Below are 18,215 nucleotides of genomic sequence, written 5' to 3'. Positions count from 1 at the left end.
TTTGTCGGTGCTAATACTCGCATAATGAGGTTATTTGGGTATATACTGCCGCTAATTTTTACCACTCTTTTAAGATTAGCAGCATATGTCAGAAATTCAGGGCAAAAATATTGTATTAGCGATTACTGGTGGTATTGCCGCCTACAAAACACCTGAATTAGTTCGCCGATTAAAAGACCAAGGCGCCAATATTCGGGTCGTGATGACCGAAGGGGCGAAAGCCTTTATTACGCCGCTAACCCTGCAAGCGGTATCTGCTAACCCCGTGTCAGACTCATTACTCGACCCGGCCGCGGAATTAGCCATGGGGCATATTGAACTGGCTAAATGGGCCGATATGATTTTGGTGGCACCGGCATCGGCCGATGCCATTGCTCGTATCAGCAACGGTTTAGCTAATGATTTATTAACCACTATTTGCTTGGCAAGCGAGGCACCGCTAGTGTTAGCACCGGCGATGAACCAACAAATGTGGCGCGCCTTAGCCACGCAAGAGAACATTGAGCGCCTGCAAAAGCGCGGCGTTACTATTTGGGGGCCAGGTGCAGGCGAACAAGCTTGTGGTGATGTTGGCCCAGGTCGAATGTTAGAAGTAGTTGAATTGGTTGAGCTTAGTGTTGGCTTTTTCCAGCAAAGCGGTATCCGTGCACTTGCAGGTCAAAAGTGGGTCATTACTGCTGGCCCGACGCGCGAAGCGATTGACCCAGTGAGATATATCTCAAATCACAGCTCAGGCAAAATGGGCTATGCGATTGCCCAAGCCGCAGCGCGCGCAGGTGCTGACGTTACTATTATTTCAGGGCCAGTTAACCTAACAACACCGACAAACTGCGAGCGCATCGACGTCAGCAGTGCCCGTGATATGCATAAACACGCACTATCTTTAGCATCACAAGCGGATATTTTTATTGCCTGTGCCGCGGTCGCAGACTATCGAGTTGCCGAAGTCGCCGAACACAAAATTAAAAAGACCGATGACAATGACGAAATGCGCATTGAGCTGGTTAAAAATCCAGACATCGTCGCCGATGTCTCCAAGCTCAACGATAAACCGTTTACCGTAGGTTTTGCCGCTGAAACCCAAGACGTTGAAAAATACGCACTTGGCAAGCTCACCCGCAAGAATTTAGACTTAATTGCCGCCAATAACGTTGCTACTGAAGGCCAGGGTTTTAACAGTGATAACAATGCGCTCACCGTTTATTCAAAGGACGATAAATACCCTCTGCCATTAACTAGTAAAAGCGAACTGGCCAGCCAGCTAGTCAATATCATTGGTCAACAATTTACTAAGCGCCAGTAAACTATTTTTATTGGCTCGCACTATAACCTTTTGTACTTGTTTTAAATTTAAGACTGATTTCAGCACAACAATAATAATAGAAACACCATTATGCCTGCACAACCAAAAACTAACCGCAAACAACAAATTTTAGAATGTTTAGCGCTGATGCTTCAAACCAGCCCAGGTGAGCGTATTACCACAGCCAAATTAGCGGCTGAAGTAGGCGTTTCAGAGGCGGCGTTGTATCGACATTTTCCATCGAAAGCGCGAATGTTCGAAGGTTTACTAGAGTTCATCGAAGAGTCGATATTCTCGCGTGTAAATTTAATCTTAACCGATCACAAAGAAGCGTTGGTTCGCTGTCATCACATATTACACGTGTTACTTATTTTTGCTGAGCGCAACCCTGGCATTTGCCGCATTTTATCTGGTGATGCATTAATGGGTGAAAACGAACGTTTACGAATTCGAGTAAATCAGTTTTTTGATAAATTAGAGTCGCAATTTAAACAAATCTTGAGAGAGCGTAAACTGCGAGAAGGTAAAAGCTTCGCCGTTAGCGAATTAGCATTGGCCAATATGTTAGTAGCCTTTGCTGAAGGCAAGATTAGCCAGTATGTTCGATCCGGCTATAGCAAAAAGCCGAGCGACCAGTTTAACGAACAATGGCAAGTAATGATGGCTGACAAGTAGCAAATATTAAGTCGCCATCGCCACATCAATAACGCTAGCCTTGCTGGCGTTTTTTATTTGAGATAACAGGAAACTAGCCTTATGACTCAACTTTCAGACCTGACCCCAAACAAACTATGGCAATTATTTGAACATATTTGTTCAATTCCTCATCCGTCAAAACACGAGCAAAAGATTTCAGCTTGGATTCAGTCTTGGGCACTTGAACTGGGCTTGAGTGTCAAAGAAGACAAAGTTGGTAACCTCATTATCAAAAAAGCCGCCACTAAAGGTATGGAAGATCGCCAAGGCGTTATATTACAGGCTCACATGGATATGGTGCCGCAAAAAAATGCCAATATTGATCATGACTTCCTGACCGATCCAATTAAGCCTTACATCATTTCAGAGGCCGATGGTTATTGGGTAACAGCAACTGATACCACGCTTGGCGCCGACAACGGCATTGGCTTAGCATCTGCACTTGCTGTATTAGCCAGTGACGATATCCCTCATGGCCCACTAGAAGTATTAGTAACCATTGACGAAGAAGCGGGTATGACTGGGGCGTTTGGCCTTGAATCAGGCTGGTTAGACGGAAAAATATTGGTCAATACTGACTCAGAGCAAGACGGTGAAGTCTACATGGGCTGTGCCGGCGGCATAGATGGCAATGCAGTATTCAATCTCGAGTTTGAACCTGTACCTGAAGGTTACAACGCCTTTAATTTGTCAATTTCAGGACTTAAAGGCGGCCACTCTGGTGTCGATATTGATACCGGTCGCGCTAACGCCAACAAACTGTTAGGACACTTTTTATTAGTTGCAAGTGAGCAGTTTGAGATAAGACTAACGGAACTTAACGGCGGCAGCTTGCGCAATGCAATTCCGCGTGAAGCAAACGCTAGTTTAGTGATCGCCGAAAAAGACATCGCACCATTCAAAGCAGCACTAGAGCAGTATCAAGCGAGTTTACAAGCAAACTTAAAAGTAGTTGAAGGCAATATTTCCTTCTTACTTATTTCACCAGAAGAATTTGACTTGTGCTGGACACAAAGCTGCCAACAACAAGTTTTAAGAGCGATTAACGCCTGTCCTAACGGTGTCATGCGCATGAGCGATGAAATTGAAGGTATTGCTGAAACGTCACTAAATTTGGGTGTTATTCGTATGAAGGGCAAGCGTTTAGAAGTGATGACCTTAATTCGAAGCCTACACGATGATGGCCGTGCACAGTGCCAGCGCAGTGTTCAATCTGTATTTGAACTCGCCGGTGCAAGTATCAAATTTAGTGGCGCCTACCCAGGTTGGAAACCTGACACTAATTCAGCCATCATGCAAACCGTGCGCGACTGCTACCAAGAGCTATTTAACAAAGTACCCGACATTATGGTCATTCACGCTGGTCTTGAATGTGGCTTGTTTAAAACTGCCTACCCAGATTGGGATATGGTGTCATTTGGCCCAACCATTAAATTCCCTCACTCACCAGATGAAAAGGTCGATATTGCCAGTGTCGAACGCTACTGGCAGTTGTTAGTAGCAGTATTGGCTAAAGCACCGAAGGCATAGGCTAATTTATCAACGGCCGCTATGTCACACAGACTGACACTGCGGCCGAGTGCCAAAGCTTTGTATAAACATTATAGATGAAACTTTTACCACAATTTTGGGTCTACTGAGCTATCGATAACATTGACAAGTCGATACTATTGAAAAAGCGATTATGACAATCGCAATAATAAATTGGTCAAATAGCTGATTTATTGTGTAGGGTTGATGACAACCTTGCAAATGTCACAATAGCGTCATGCAAATAAATTATGCTGATTTGTAAGCATTTGTAAGTTTTACTTGTCTATTAGGCATAATATCGCTATAACCTATCCTTCAGCACGGATGCATAGCAGTAAAGCTTGTGTTAAAATCGCGAGCGAATGAGTACAAAAGAGGTTTTAAATGAGTAATTCAACGCCATCTATGGCATTAACAGTTCCACAAAGCGGCAGCATCGAGTCTTATGTGCAATCGGCATATAGCATTCCTATGTTAAGTGCTGAGCGCGAACACGAACTCGCTACTCGTTTACATCAAGACAACAACCTACAAGCGGCACAAGAACTTATTATGTCGCACCTGCGCTTTGTTATTCACATTGCCAAAGGCTACTCTGGTTACGGCTTACCACAAGCCGACTTAATTCAAGAGGGTAACGTTGGCCTGATGAAGGCCGTTAAGCGTTTTGACCCTGAAGTAGGTGTTCGCCTCGTTTCTTTTGCTGTTCACTGGATTAAAGCTGAAATTCACGAATACGTATTGCGCAACTGGCGTATCGTCAAAGTTGCCACCACTAAAGCGCAACGAAAACTGTTCTTCAATCTTCGCAAAAACAAAAAGCGTTTAGGTTGGTTTAGCCAAGACGAAATCAACAATGTCGCTGAAACTTTAGGTGTTAGCACAAAAGATGTTGTTGAAATGGAATCGCGCATGAGCAATCAAGACCAAGCGTTTGAATTGTCATCGGACGACGACGATGCTGGCTCAGTAGGGGGTAACTTCTCTCCGGCTCAATATCTTGAAGACAAGCAATCAGATTTAGCGACAGCGGTTGAAGATGACAACTGGGAAGCTCATGCCAATCAGCGTTTAGCCAATGCATTAGTGACCTTAGATGAACGCAGTCAAGATATCATCAAAACCCGTTGGTTAGACGAAGACAAATCAACCTTACAAGATTTAGCTGACAAATATAGCATTTCTGCTGAGCGCGTTCGTCAGTTGGAAAAGAATGCTCTTAACAAATTAAAAAGCGCAATGGCTGCATAATAAGCCTCGAACCGCACTAAATGTTAATAAAAAAGCTGGCTTGCCAGCTTTTTTATTGGCTACTTTACAATACTTCACAAATATTTAACTTTTTATCTCAAGCCCCTAGCATCTTGCGCTGACTTTGTTAGACTGTTCGCTTAAAAATAATACTAACAACAAAACGGTGGATTTGCCTTTATGGATGACAAGGCCAAATTTGATGCTCATGCGAGCCGTCAACTACCAAAATTAAAGTCGCTATTAAAAAAGTATCGTCAACTTAAGACGATGCAAACGGGATTGTTACAGCTATCTGAATTGGCTAGTAAAGTAACGACCATGGACGCCTTTTACCCAGCACTTGTCGATGTTGTTAGTACCTTGTTGATTGCAGACAGTTTTCACATTGCGTTACTCAATAACGAGCAAAAACTGTCCCTCGCATTCTGTCACAACCCACAAGAACAAGACCTGCTCAGTAAACTAGAACAAGATGGCTGGCAGTACAGTCTCACTGGTTTGGTTTATCGCCAGCAAAGTGCTGTTCACTGTAACGCTGCCGAACAAATGGCGTTAGCTAGTGCCAATAAAATTCGCCTGCTCGACTCTACCTGTACCGATTGGCTTGGCGTCCCTCTTAAGCGCGGTCACCACACCATCGGCGTGATGGCGCTAAAGAGCTACGACAATAAACTTTACTTTGACGACAGAGATTGCCAATTACTCGAGTTTATTGCCGAACACATAGTCACGGCTATCGACAGAGTTAAAAATCGCGAGTACCTTGAACAAAGCATTATCGAACGCACCCAAAAGCTCACAGAAGCGAATCAAAAGCTGCAACAAGAAATACTCGAAAGACAAAAAATAGAACAGGTTCACACCGCCTTACTCGAAATTGCACAAATGTCATCAACAGAACAAACGATTGATGACTTTTATCGGAATTTACATCAGCGCGTAAAACCATTGCTTCCGGCCCAGAATCTCTATATTGGCTTACTAACTCAAGACCTTGATCACGTCGAATACCCGTACTTTGTTGATGAGCGCATGCTCAACCCAGGTCTACAGCCAAGCAACAGTGTACTATTACAGCTTGTGCTCGATACAGGCGCACCAGTGCTAGTCACCTCAAAACAAATCAAGAGTTTGGCAGATGTTAGCGAGCTCAGTGTTAAGGCCATTAATCAGCAGCGCCAACAAGATGATATGTCGGCCGCTTGGTTAGCCGCACCACTGGTTGAACAAGGGCAAATTTTTGGTGTCTTGACCCTGCAGGACTACCACGATTCAAATGCTTACCAAGATAGTGATTTGTCACTGATTCGCTTTATCAGTCAACACATTGCCACCGCAGTGGTGCGCAAACGCCGGCAACAGCAAGCGATGGAAAACAAGATTGCGCTTGAACGCATGGTTGACCAACGCACACAAGCCCTGCAACAAGCCAATGACAAGTTAGTCATGCAAATTGAGGAGCGAAAAAAAGCAGAAGCTCAGTTATATTTTGACGCCCATCACGACACCCTAACTCGGTTGCCGAATCGCGCCATGTTTTCCGATCGATTAGCACATGCACTGAGACATTTAAAACGCCATCCTAACCACAGATTTGCCGTGCTGTTTATCGATTTAGATCGCTTTAAAATGATCAACGATACCTTAGGTCATCAAGCGGGTGATGAGTTTTTAATCGAGATTGCCAAGCGCTTAAAGTATTGTGTCCGTGACAACGATTTATTAGCGCGCTTAGGTGGCGATGAGTTTGTCATTTTATTGGACTCGCCAAATAGCCAAGAAGATATCGAAGAGATCGCGACTCGAATTATAGAGCAAGTAAGCCTGCCATTTGAAATTCAAGAAAACCAATTGTTCTCCAATGCCAGTATCGGTATTGCGCCTTGTCGTCAACATTACCAAAGTGCCGACGAAATTCTGCGTGACGCGGATGCTGCCATGTATCAAGCCAAAGCATTGGGCCGCGGTCGTTACGTCTTCTTTGACGACAGTATGCGTGAGCAATTAATTGCAACAATGACATTAGAGCAAGAGTTGCGAGTTGCTTTAGAACAGCAACAATTTGAACTTCACTACCAAAAAATTTCTAATTTAAACGACCCTAGGCCGATGGCATTTGAAGCCTTGCTAAGATGGCGACATCCAAGCAAAGGTTTACTTAGCCCCGAGCACTTTTTGCTTACCGCGGAAGAAAACGGCCTCATTTTAGCTATCGAGGCTTGGGTAGTTGAGCAGGTTTGTCAGCAACTCCAGTACTGGCAACAACAAGATGATTACCAGCATGTCTTTATCAGTATAAATTTGTCTGGCAAGCACTTGGTACAAGCTAACAAAGTCAATCAGTTAATTAAACTGATCGAACAAAGTACACACCAGCCTGAACGACTTATTTTAGAGTTTAACGAAGCGGCATTTTTACAAAATACAGAACTTGCACTAAGAGGTTTGCGCAAGCTCAAAAGCTCTGGGGTCAAACTCGCGCTCGATGATTACTGCTCAGGTTTCTCATCTTTTAGTTTCTTGCATAGTTATCCGTTTGAATTTATTAAACTAGATAAGAGTTTTATCAAAGCGATAAATACCAATGATAAAAACTTAACGCTGATCAAAGCGCTTCATCAACTAGGTGAGCAGTTTGGTTACCGACTTGTCGCAGAAGGTATTGAGTCGCAAAAGATGTTGAACAAACTTCAGCAAGCCGGTTGTGAATTTGGCCAAGGTTATCACATCAGTCGACCAGCGCGCTTGGCGTCGTCAGAGCCCGAAAATAGCGCAGAGCTTAACGACGATAATTTATCTGTGTCAGCTTGAACCGCTCTTGGTAAAGTGGCCCTCAATTCTCAATGCAATTCCCGGTGTCGTTTTGTAATTATCAGCCTCAGGCCATTCTAGAAACGGCTCCACTTCGAAAAACAACCAGTCTTTAATTGCGCTAAAGCGATAGCGATAACTCAAGGTCGTATTTTCGGTGACAAAACCGCGCTCACCATTGCGCTGTCCTTCAATTTGCAACGCCCAAATAGCCGCTGATTGATCACTCCAGTGGCGCAGATGATAAAAGCCATGCTTCCAACGCAAACCGCTAAACGCCCCAGAGCCACGGGTACTATAGTCAAACCTAAATTGGCTCTGCGCCGACAGCTGATAATCGTATTCCAGCAAAAAACGAGCACCTAGTCCATCATCTAAAAAATAAAATAGCGCAGGTTCTAGCTTTAAACTGTGTTTATCAAACCATTGATAGCTCTGCTGATAGCGAGCTCGAGTAAAAATATCACCACCAGAAATACCGAGGCGGTAATCCATTAAGCTATCGTCATTTTTCTGTTCTAAATAGCGAATTGCCGCAGAAAAGCGCTCTTGCTCAAAGTCAGTATTGTTTTTTGACGACTCAAGCGGTAATTCACTGAGTACTTCGTTGCTATCATCAGATAGAATCAAATCAACTCGGTCTTCCAAATGAGGCAGGTGAACTTTAAGGCGAAAGCGCGCTTTAAATTCAGCAAAATCTCGACTCCTAGGTGCCCAAGCTAATCTGATCCTCGCTTTGGTCTCCGGCATTTTTTGATCATCGGGGTTATCATTGAAAAAGCTGTCAAACCAATAGGCTGACTGATAAACACCGCTGGCAATTGAGTCGTGAACTTGCTCCATCCAATCATCGCTGTTTTCGGGCTGTTGGCGAGTATTTTCAACCGAGTCAACTTCGACATTGGCGGTTTCTTGCTGATCGGCTAAACAGCTGCAAGCAAATAAACTCAGCGTCAATAAACTCATCGCTTTTAACCGAGATAATTCATCACCAAACAAACCCTACTCCTTGATAATGTAACAGCGCAAAACTTGCGACGAGCTTTCTTTACTGGGGCACTCGCATTTAGCCACTGCTTGAGTATAATGACCATACTTAAATTATAGGAGTTATTTATGTTTGGTATTAGCCCTGGCCAGTTACTGATTATTGCCGTTATTGTCATTCTAATTTTTGGCACTAAAAAATTGCGTAATGTTGGCAGTGACTTAGGCTCTGCAGTAAAAGGCTTTAAAAAAGCAGTCTCAGAAGAAGATACCAAGGATAGCAATCAAGATAAAGCAGTTGACGCGATCACTGAGCAAAAGAGCGAATCGGCAACTAGCCAACAAAAAGAAAAAGACCAGGCATAACCATGTTCGACATTGGCTTTTGGGAGCTCACGGTTATTGGCGTTATTGGCTTGCTAGTGCTTGGTCCAGAGCGTTTACCAACTGCAATTAGAACTGTGCGCGGTTGGATTCGCGGGGTCAGACAGTTCAGCAATAACGTGCAAGCAGAAATAAAAGAAGAATTGCGTGTCCATGAGCTGCACGAACACCTTAAAAAAGCCGAACAAGCCGATATGAAAAACCTCTCGCCCGAAATTGCTGAGTCAGTTAAAGCACTGCAAGAAGCAGCTCAGGCAGTGAACCGCCCTTACGCCGACTTGTCTAACCCTGAGCATCAAGCGCAAAACCAAAATAGTACTATTGAGCAGGAACCAGAAAAGCTGGACGCTGTTCAAGACACTAAGCCAGCAAAGTAAATTATTCAAATGACCACAGCATCAAGTCATTCATCATTATTCGATCACCTTATTGAGCTTAGAACTCGTTTACTGCGCTCTGTTGTTGCAGTATTAGTTGTATTTGCCGCCTTGTTTAGTTTTGCCGACGAAATTTATATTTATGTTTCTGAACCACTAAACAAGGTCATGCCCGAAGGCGCAAGTATGATTGCCACCGATGTTGCATCAACCTTCTTTGCCCCGTTTAAGCTGACGATTGTATTGTCAGTTTTTATCGTTATTCCCTATATTCTTTACCAAATTTGGGCCTTTATCGCCCCCGGTTTATACCGCAATGAGAAAAAACTGGTAGCACCGTTAATGCTGGGCAGCACCCTGCTATTTTACTCCGGTATTGCCTTTGCTTACTTTGTCGTATTTCCCCTAGCCTTTGCCTTTTTTACCTCGGTAGCGCCAGAAGGGGTGGTGATTGCCACTGATATCACTAGTTATCTAGATTTTATACTTAAGATATTCTTTGCCTTCGGGGTTGCTTTTGAAATCCCGATCGCGATTATTTTAATGTGCTGGACGGGGATGACAACACCAGCGAAGCTCAGAGCTAAACGCCCGTACATCGTCGTTGGCGCCTTTGTTATTGGTATGCTATTGACACCGCCAGATGTCATTTCTCAAACTCTACTAGCACTGCCTATGCTGTTATTATTTGAAATTGGTGTGATTGTCGCATCGGTTTACCAGAAAAATGACGATCAAGATAAAAATCAAGAACAAACACCTAACATAGCTCCAGAGGAATAATACGTGTTAAAAAAAATTACTTTATTGAGCGTACTCAGTACTTTGACTTATATTGGTACCAGCACAGCTAATGCAAATACACTATCAGAGTTAAATAAATGTTCAGTTGTGAAAGATAGTTTAGAGCGTCTAGTTTGCTACGACGAACTAGTCAAAAAAGTAAATCTAGGTAGCTTGCCTCAACCTCGAGCTCAGCAGAAAAGCAGCAGCTCAGTACCTGCCTCAATCAACACTGTAAACACTAAAAAATCAGTCGTAGATGATTTTGGCAAAGAGCATATTCGCAATCGTGTTGAACCAGATGTCGTTGACAACGTTAATTTTGTCATAGCAAAAGTTGAAAAGAATAAAAGCGGTAAGTGGTTAATTACGTTTGTAAATGGTCAACAATGGAAACAAATAGATTCAACAACCCTTCGACTCAAAGCAGGACAAGAAGTCGAACTTAAAAAAGGTGTTTTAGGTGCATTTTTCCTGAAACGCTTAGATGCTAAAAAACGACTTAGAGTTAAACGTTTGAAGTAGGTTGTCAAATGATAGATATTGGCGTCAACCTTACCAGTACTCGCTTTGCCAAAGATCTAGACGATGTTATTGCACGTGCAAAAGACGTCGGGGTTAGCAAGCAGCTCGTCACTGGCACCAATATCCAAGAGAGCGAGGCAGCCATTGTACTCGCTCAACGTTATCCTGATTACCTCTATACGACCGCCGGTATTCACCCTCATAATGCTGACGATGCAGATGATAATTTTGTTGACCAAATAACTAAACTGGCTCAGTCATCAACAGTAAAAGCCATCGGTGAATGTGGCTTGGATTATAATCGCAACTTTTCAAGTCCCGAAAATCAAAGGCGCGTGTTCAAGGCACAAATTAGCTTAGCCGCTGAGCTGAGATTGCCTTTATTTCTCCACCAACGCGATGCCTTTACTGATTGGTATCAGTTACTTGAGCCCTACTTTGGCAAAGTGCCGGCAATGGTCAGCCATTGTTTTACTGGCTCAGAGCAAGAATTACTTCAGTGTTTAGATGCTGGTATGTATATAGGGATTACCGGTTGGTTATGCGATAAAAAGCGCGGCCAAGCACTTAGAGATATTGTAGCCAAAATACCCTTAGAACGGCTGATGATAGAAACTGACGCACCTTATTTAACACCACAAAATATCAGGCCAAAGCCGAAAAGCAGCCGCAACGAGCCAGCTTATCTGCCCTATGTTGTCGATATGATTGCCGAGTGTACTGACTATAGCGCCGAGCAAATAATATCGCACTCAAATCAAAACGCCGCGCGAGTGTTTAACCTGATATGAATATCAAACTAGCAATGATATTTGTACTCGCCTTGATTGTTGGACCAGCCAGTTGGTTATTGGTCAACTATTTGTCTGCCGACCAGCTGCCAGTATTTGCCGTTATTAGTCTGTGGCTCAACAGCTTAGTTATCTTGTTTTGGTTGATTAAACGCAATCAACAATCAGAGCCAAACAATCTTGAGCAAGAACAAATATTTGACCTACAGCCATCAAGTCAACCAGAAAGCTCTGAGCTTGAGCTTGAGCTTGAAGCAAAAATACAAGAACGCACCTTTGAGCTCAATATTGCGCTGCAAGAACTCGAACAAGCCAACCAAGAACTAGCCGAACTCAATACCCGAGATGAATTATCGGGTTTGTACAATCGCCGCTATTACAACCAAAAAATTACCGCTGAATTTAGGCGTTGCAAGCGCAACCTGACACCACTAAGCTTGATTATTGTCGACATAGATCACTTTAAAAACATCAATGATCAGTATGGACATCAAGTCGGCGACCTTTGCATTGAAACAGTCGCCAAACACATTCAAAGTTATATGAAGCGCATCAGTGATGTCGGCTGTCGCTACGGCGGTGAAGAGTTTTGCTTAATATTACCGGATACTGAATTAGCGGGTGCGGTTGCGCTAGCGGAAAATATTCGACAAAAAGTCCCTGTAATTAATTACCAAGAACAACAAATTGCTGTCCACGTCAGTTGTGGAATCAGCTGTTATCAACAAGAGCAAGATGCCAGTCCAGATATGCTGTTTGCCGCTGCCGACAAAGCGCTATACAAAGCTAAACAGCAAGGTCGAAATCAAGTCCAGCAACTTGCTATATCCGAATTGGAGTCACAATGAACAACGCATTTGGTCAATACCCTGCCCGTCGTCTTCGTCGCATGCGTAAAGATGATTTTTCTCGCCGCCTGATGGCAGAACATCAACTCACAGTTAACGATTTAATCTACCCTGTCTTTGTTTTAGAGGGTGAAAACCAGCGCGAGAGCATTGAATCTATGCCTGGTGTTGAGCGCAAAAGCATCGACTTATTACTCGAAGAAGCACAAGAGTTGGTCGACTTAGGTATTCCCGCAGTCGCTTTATTTCCAGTAACACCAGCCGACAAAAAGTCACTGATGGCAGAAGAAGCCTACAACTCAGAAGGCTTAGCACAACGTGCGGTGCGCGCGTTAAAAGCAAAATTTCCTGAACTTGGTGTCATCACTGATGTTGCCCTCGACCCATTTACCACTCACGGTCAAGACGGCATTATTGACGAACAAGGCTATGTATTAAACGAAACCACCAAAGACATTCTAGTCAAGCAAGCACTGTCTCACGCTGAAGCTGGTGCTGACGTCGTTGCGCCGTCAGATATGATGGATGGTCGCGTTGGCGCAATCCGCCAAGAACTAGAGCAGCAAGGGCACGTCAATACCCGTATTTTAGCTTACTCAGCAAAATACGCATCGAACTACTATGGCCCGTTCAGAGATGCGGTCGGTTCTGCTGGTAATATCAAAGGCGGCAACAAGTATTCATACCAAATGGATCCGGCCAATAGCAACGAAGCGCTACACGAAATTGCCCAAGACATCGCAGAAGGTGCCGATATGGTGATGGTTAAACCCGGTATGCCCTATTTAGACATAGTCCGGCGGGTCAAAGACAACTTTCAAGTGCCTACCTACGCCTATCAAGTCAGCGGTGAATACGCCATGCATATGGCGGCGATTCAAAACGGATGGCTAGCGGAACAACCTTGCATCATGGAAGGTTTATTGGCGTTTAAACGCGCGGGTGCCGATGGCATTTTAACTTACTTTGCTAAACGCGTCGCTGTTTGGCTGAAAGAGCAAAACTAACGTATTTTTCAGGGCGTAGCCATACTATGATCAAGGCGCAGCCACACTCTGGCTTGCGCCTTACTTTTGCGCCCTGTCGTTGAAAATACTGCAACAACAGTTACTGAATTTGTAGCTCAATCCCCAGAGGCTTTAAGTAATCAACCTCTAACGCCAGCTCAGCGCTAATTAACGGATGTTGGGCTAAGCAATCATCATTAAACACAAGCGTCAAGCCTGAGTCATAGGCCGAGATCTGGTAATTTGGTGTGATAGCGTCATCGCGCAAATGACAAATCACAATTGCCAACCTCAATATAGCTAGTGCTCGCGCTGAGCCTGAAAAAACGAGCTGCAGTGCTTGCTCGACAACATCGCTAGTCAACTCGCCTTTTTGCCAGCGAATCAAATAACTCAATACTTGTCGTTGAGCACTTGAAAAACCCGGTAAATCAGCATTGTTCAATAAGTATTGACCGTGTCGCGGATGGTTTTTAAATTCCACTAACACGCCGACTTCGTGTAATAAACAAGCGTTAATTAATAAACTTTCTAATTCGCTGTCATCGAGTTGCCATTTCTCTTGGCATTGTTGCCACAGATAACGGGCGTGTTTAGCGACTCGCAAGCCGTGATTGCGGTCAATGTGAAAACGCTTTGCCAAACTTTTCACTGTGCGTTGCTGAATAGGCTGTTGGCCCATATCGGGTAATAATTGGTACAACAAGCCCTCGCGCAAGGCACCAAGCGACAATTGCATTTGATCAATTTCAAGGCTTTCAAACAAGGCGATCAGAATCGCGAGGCCACTGGCAAAAACAGGTTCGCGCTCAATACCTAAACCATCAATATCGATACAATCAAACTGACGGCAAGTAATTAGTTGTCGCTTAATGTCATACATAAAAGCCAAATCGATCAAACAGGCTTTACCTTGAGCGCTTAAGATTTCTGCTAGTGCTTGCATAGTCCCTGAGCCGCCCAACACCGCTTGCCAGCCGATAGTTTGGTAATCGCTAACATGTGGGGCAAGCATTGCTTTAGCGCCAGCTATTGCTCGATCAAAATGCTGCTCAGTCAATGCTTTATCGGCAAAATAGGCCTGATTAAAAGTAACACAGCCCATATCGAGACTAATGGCTTTGTCGGTTTCAAAGCCCGCACCGATGACCAATTCAGTACTAGCACCGCCAATATCAAGCACGAGTCGTTGCGGTGGCGCAGTACAAGTGTATGCAGCACCAAGGTAAATATTCTTAGCTTCGTCAATGCCGGAAAGTAGTTCGATTGGTAGACCTAACACTTGCTCTGCACGAGCTAAAAATTCATCGGCGTTAGCGGCGAGTCGAACGGTAGCAGTTGCCACTACCTTAATATTTTTAACGGGAATATTTTGTAAGCGATCCGCAAACAAAGCCAAGCAACTTAAACCGCGCTCTATCGCTTGTTCGGATAAAATATTGTGCTCATCTAAGCCCGATGCCAGTCGCACTTTGCGTTTTACTTTGTCGATGGTTTGAACACCATTGGCTAACAAAGTGGTTAGCCATAGGTGAAAGCTATTTGAGCCTAAATCAATAATCGCGTAATAATCACTGTCGAACTGTTGGGTCATGACTTAATTAACCACACTATCCATTGATCTAGCTTACAGGACATCTCAATTAAGCGCTTCTGCGTTTACTTGGATTACCAGAGCGACTGCGATTTTGGCCACCGTTGTGTGGCTTGTGGCGTCGGTACTTAGGCTTGGGCTTAGGTAAATCAGTTAACAAGGCATCTGGATCGTATTTGCTAACCGGTAGCGGATGCTCAATGTATTCTTCAATCGCCGGTAAGTTAAATACATATTCCTCACAGGCTAAGCTAATGGCGTGACCTTCAGCACCAGCACGACCTGTGCGGCCAATGCGATGAACGTAATCTTCGCAGTCGTCAGGCAAGTCGTAGTTAAAGACATGAGTCACACTTGGAATGTGTAAGCCGCGAGCAGCAACATCAGTGGCTACCAAAACATCGAGTTGACCTTCGGTAAATTGCTCGAGAATTTTCAATCGTTTCTTTTGGACAACGTCACCAGTGAGCAAACCAACGCGAATTTTGTCGGCGGCTAAATGAGCGTAAATATTTTCACAACTGTGTTTAGTATTGGCAAAAATAATCGCTTTATCTGGCCACTCTTCTTCCAATAACGTTTGCAACAATGTCATTTTGTCATCGTTAGAAGGATAGAATAATTCCTCGCTAATTCTGACATTGGTCTTTTGCTCTGGCTCAACTTCAATACTGACCGGTTCATTCATATGCTCGAATGCAAGCTCTTTAACACGGAAAGATAAGGTTGCTGAAAACAGCATGTTTAAACGGTCAGTCGCCGCAGGCATTCGTCTAAACAAATAGCGAATGTCTTTGATAAAGCCCAAATCAAACATGCGGTCAGCTTCATCAAGGACAACCGCTTCAATATTGTTGAGGTTGTAAACACCTTGCTTGAGGTAATCAATCAAACGACCACAAGTACCAATCAGAATATCAACACCTTGTTCGAGTTGTTCCCGTTGACTTTCGTAACCTTCGCCCCCATAAACAATACCAAGGCGCAAGCCAGTGCTTTTTGCCATTGCCAAAGCGTCGCGATGAATTTGAATCGCCAACTCTCGAGTTGGTGCCATAATAATTGCGCGTGGCTGGTTGTGTTTAGGGTCGGGTTTTTGCAATAAATGGTGGAATGTCGCTGCCAAGAAAGCAATGGTTTTACCTTCACCCGTTTGGGCTTGGCCGGCAATATCTTTGCCTTGCATTAAAACCGGAAGTGATTTTGCTTGAATCGAGGTGCAGTTGTGAAAGCCCATGGCTTCCAGTCCGGTCACTACTTGCTCTGCAAGCTGTAACTCAACGAACTTAGTATCTGTTAAATGTGTTTTTTTCATGGCGCTAAGCTTAACAGGTTAGCGGCCAAATAAGAAACAGTATCTGGTCAGTTGCAGTAGATATTAGTCAATTTTGCTTGGCGATGAAAAGAATCGTTATATACTCAACGTAGTATATTAAACTTGATGACGTTATACTCATTATCGTTTCGACATAACGTCAATTATGTCCCTAAGATTGGAGAAAAAAATGAGCGATAAAATTATTCAGCTTACTGATGATGGCTTTGAAGCCGATGTATTAAATGCCTCTGGTCCAGTACTAGTTGATTTTTGGGCAGAATGGTGTGGTCCATGTAAAATGATCGCTCCTTTACTGAACGAAATTGCTGAAGAATACGACGGTAAAGTGACTGTTGGTAAACTTAATATTGACCAAAATGCCGGTACACCTCCTAAGTACGGTATCCGTGGTATTCCAACATTACTACTTTTCAAAGACGGCAACGTTGCCGACACTAAAGTAGGCGCTTTATCAAAAACTCAATTGAAAGAGTTTTTAGACGGCAACTTATAATTGCCAAATGCGTAATTAGCAACGATATTATCGACAAAAAGCTCGTCAATTGACGAGCTTTTTTAATACGACTACAATATAGACGTTTCTAAGCTTTACCCATTGTACATTTAATGCTAAGTTACAATTCCGACCAAAAATAAAACATATCGGTCGTCATCTATTCACTCAACCTATAAAAGTGCCATCAGGCATGCATGAAAACCGTTTAAGAAACTCTCACTATGAATCTTACCGAACTTAAAGAAAAATCGATTAGCGAATTGGTTAGTCTTGCCGAATCTATGAAACTAGAGCACTTGGCAAGAACGCGTAAACAAGACATTATTTTCGCCATTTTAAAAGCCCACGCTAAAAGCGGAGAAGATATTTTCGGTGGCGGTGTCTTAGAAATATTGCAAGACGGATTTGGATTTCTTCGTTCGGCCGACTCATCTTATTTAGCAGGCCCTGATGATATTTATGTGTCACCAAGCCAAATTCGACGCTTTAGTCTGCGCACAGGTGATACCATTCAGGGTAAAATCAGACCACCTAAAGACGGCGAACGTTACTTTGCCCTACTAAAAGTCAACGAAGTTAACTTCGACAAGCCTGAAAACTCTCGCAACAAAATCCTCTTTGAAAACCTTACCCCAATTCATGCAAACTACCGTTTAGGTATGGAACGCGGCAATGGTTCTACTGAAGATATCACAGCGCGCGTACTCGATTTAGCATCGCCAATTGGCAAAGGTCAACGCGGCCTTATTGTTGCACCGCCAAAAGCAGGTAAAACGCTTTTACTACAAAATATCGCACAGAGTATTGCCTACAATCACCCAGAGTGTGAATTGATGGTATTGCTTATTGACGAGCGCCCAGAAGAAGTAACTGAAATGCAACGCTTAGTAAAAGGTGAAGTGGTTGCCTCAACCTTTGACGAGCCAGCTAGCCGCCACGTGCAAGTTGCTGAAATGGTCATTGAAAAAGCAAAACGCTTAGTTGAACACAAAAAAGACGTCGTTATTCTACTCGACTCTATTACGCGTTTAGCTCGTGCTTATAACACAGTGATTCCATCATCAGGTAAAATTTTAACGGGTGGTGTTGACGCCAATGCCCTACACCGTCCAAAACGTTTCTTTGGTGCTGCTCGTAACATCGAAGAAGGTGGTAGCTTAACCATTATTGCAACAGCACTTGTTGAAACTGGCTCTAAAATGGATGAGGTTATCTACGAAGAGTTTAAAGGTACAGGTAACATGGAATTACATCTTTCTCGCAAGATTGCTGAGAAGCGCGTATTCCCTGCTATTCACTTTAACCGCAGTGGTACTCGTCGCGAAGAATTACTGACTAAGCAAGACGAATTACAAAAAATGTGGATTTTGCGCAAAATTGTCCATGAAATGGGCGAAATTGACGCCATGGAGTTTATGATTGATAAACTTGCCATGACCAAAACAAACGACGAATTCTTTGATTCGATGAAGCGTAAATAATCCATC

At 43.6% G+C, this 18,215-nt stretch carries 17 protein-coding genes; 14 read left to right on the top strand and 3 right to left on the bottom strand.

What is annotated here, in order from left to right; all coding sequences use genetic code 11:
- Nucleotides 1-85 precede the first annotated feature (85 nt).
- The 5 genes from coaBC (at nucleotide 86) to J7384_RS06360 (ending at nucleotide 7,597) form a co-directional block, all read left to right on the top strand.
- Nucleotides 86-1,303, top strand: a complete 1,218-nt coding sequence (gene coaBC, locus J7384_RS06380) for a bifunctional phosphopantothenoylcysteine decarboxylase/phosphopantothenate--cysteine ligase CoaBC (RefSeq protein ID WP_209112224.1) — start codon at nucleotides 86-88, stop codon at nucleotides 1,301-1,303.
- Nucleotides 1,304-1,393: 90 nt separating this feature from the next.
- The gene (gene slmA / locus J7384_RS06375; RefSeq protein ID WP_209112222.1) at nucleotides 1,394-1,978 is read left to right on the top strand and encodes a nucleoid occlusion factor SlmA; all 585 of its coding nucleotides are present in this window, start codon (nucleotides 1,394-1,396) and stop codon (nucleotides 1,976-1,978) included.
- Between the two features lie 81 nt (nucleotides 1,979-2,059).
- Nucleotides 2,060-3,529, top strand: a complete 1,470-nt coding sequence (locus J7384_RS06370; protein WP_209112220.1) for an aminoacyl-histidine dipeptidase — start codon at nucleotides 2,060-2,062, stop codon at nucleotides 3,527-3,529.
- A gap of 387 nt (nucleotides 3,530-3,916) precedes the next feature.
- Entirely contained in the window at nucleotides 3,917-4,783 is an 867-nt protein-coding gene (gene rpoH / locus J7384_RS06365; RefSeq protein ID WP_209112218.1) for an RNA polymerase sigma factor RpoH, read from the top strand.
- A 180-nt stretch (nucleotides 4,784-4,963) separates the two neighbouring features.
- Nucleotides 4,964-7,597, top strand: a complete 2,634-nt coding sequence (locus J7384_RS06360) for an EAL domain-containing protein (protein WP_209112216.1) — start codon at nucleotides 4,964-4,966, stop codon at nucleotides 7,595-7,597.
- Here the strand turns inward: J7384_RS06360 and J7384_RS06355 are convergent.
- A complete protein-coding gene (locus tag J7384_RS06355) occupies nucleotides 7,589-8,596 on the bottom strand; it encodes a hypothetical protein (RefSeq protein ID WP_209112214.1) in 1,008 nt (335 codons plus the stop codon). The two genes, J7384_RS06360 and J7384_RS06355, sit on opposite strands and share 9 nt — an antisense overlap.
- 117 nt (nucleotides 8,597-8,713) lie before the next feature.
- Between J7384_RS06355 and tatA the strand changes: the two genes are divergently transcribed.
- Genes tatA through hemB form a run of 7 tightly spaced genes read left to right on the top strand, consistent with a single transcriptional unit; the run spans nucleotide 8,714 to nucleotide 13,299 of the window.
- A complete protein-coding gene (gene tatA, locus J7384_RS06350) occupies nucleotides 8,714-8,950 on the top strand; it encodes a twin-arginine translocase TatA/TatE family subunit (protein WP_209112212.1) in 237 nt (78 codons plus the stop codon).
- A gap of 2 nt (nucleotides 8,951-8,952) precedes the next feature.
- On the top strand, nucleotides 8,953-9,345 hold the full coding sequence (gene tatB / locus J7384_RS06345; RefSeq protein WP_209112210.1) for a Sec-independent protein translocase protein TatB: 393 nt from the start codon (nucleotides 8,953-8,955) through the stop codon (nucleotides 9,343-9,345).
- A gap of 9 nt (nucleotides 9,346-9,354) precedes the next feature.
- Nucleotides 9,355-10,128 (top strand): twin-arginine translocase subunit TatC, encoded by a 774-nt coding sequence (tatC, locus tag J7384_RS06340; RefSeq protein ID WP_209112208.1) that lies wholly within the window; start codon nucleotides 9,355-9,357, stop codon nucleotides 10,126-10,128.
- A 3-nt stretch (nucleotides 10,129-10,131) separates the two neighbouring features.
- Nucleotides 10,132-10,653 carry a hypothetical protein gene (locus J7384_RS06335; RefSeq protein ID WP_209112206.1) on the top strand — a complete coding sequence of 174 codons (522 nt, stop codon included), beginning with the start codon at nucleotides 10,132-10,134 and terminating at the stop codon, nucleotides 10,651-10,653.
- 8 nt (nucleotides 10,654-10,661) lie between these two features.
- Nucleotides 10,662-11,444 (top strand): TatD family hydrolase, encoded by a 783-nt coding sequence (locus J7384_RS06330; protein ID WP_209112205.1) that lies wholly within the window; start codon nucleotides 10,662-10,664, stop codon nucleotides 11,442-11,444.
- On the top strand, nucleotides 11,441-12,292 hold the full coding sequence (locus J7384_RS06325) for a GGDEF domain-containing protein (protein ID WP_209112203.1): 852 nt from the start codon (nucleotides 11,441-11,443) through the stop codon (nucleotides 12,290-12,292). The genes J7384_RS06330 and J7384_RS06325 overlap by 4 nt, the downstream gene beginning before the upstream one ends.
- Nucleotides 12,289-13,299 carry a porphobilinogen synthase gene (gene hemB / locus J7384_RS06320; protein WP_209112201.1) on the top strand — a complete coding sequence of 337 codons (1,011 nt, stop codon included), beginning with the start codon at nucleotides 12,289-12,291 and terminating at the stop codon, nucleotides 13,297-13,299. Before J7384_RS06325 ends, hemB begins: the two co-directional genes overlap by 4 nt.
- Before the next feature lie 100 nt (nucleotides 13,300-13,399).
- Here the strand turns inward: hemB and J7384_RS06315 are convergent, their stop codons facing one another.
- Together J7384_RS06315 and rhlB are read right to left on the bottom strand one after the other, a co-directional pair.
- Nucleotides 13,400-14,893 (bottom strand): guanosine-5'-triphosphate,3'-diphosphate pyrophosphatase, encoded by a 1,494-nt coding sequence (locus J7384_RS06315; protein ID WP_209112199.1) that lies wholly within the window; start codon nucleotides 14,891-14,893, stop codon nucleotides 13,400-13,402.
- Between the two features lie 49 nt (nucleotides 14,894-14,942).
- Nucleotides 14,943-16,208: an ATP-dependent RNA helicase RhlB gene (gene rhlB / locus J7384_RS06310; protein WP_209112197.1), complete on the bottom strand. Its 1,266-nt coding sequence runs from the start codon at nucleotides 16,206-16,208 to the stop codon at nucleotides 14,943-14,945.
- Nucleotides 16,209-16,398: 190 nt separating this feature from the next.
- Between rhlB and trxA the strand changes: the two genes are divergently transcribed.
- Together trxA and rho are read left to right on the top strand one after the other, a co-directional pair.
- Complete coding sequence (gene trxA / locus J7384_RS06305; RefSeq protein ID WP_209112195.1) at nucleotides 16,399-16,725, top strand: thioredoxin TrxA; 327 nt, start codon at nucleotides 16,399-16,401, stop codon at nucleotides 16,723-16,725.
- A gap of 224 nt (nucleotides 16,726-16,949) precedes the next feature.
- The gene (gene rho, locus J7384_RS06300; protein WP_209112193.1) at nucleotides 16,950-18,209 is read left to right on the top strand and encodes a transcription termination factor Rho; all 1,260 of its coding nucleotides are present in this window, start codon (nucleotides 16,950-16,952) and stop codon (nucleotides 18,207-18,209) included.
- Nucleotides 18,210-18,215: the final 6 nt, after the last annotated feature.

This window comes from Endozoicomonas sp. G2_1 (assembly GCF_017744155.1).
Classification (GTDB): domain Bacteria; phylum Pseudomonadota; class Gammaproteobacteria; order Enterobacterales; family Alteromonadaceae; genus JAGHQT01.
The sequence above is the reverse complement of the archived record's forward strand: the minus strand, read 5'-3'. Positions and strand labels throughout refer to the sequence as shown.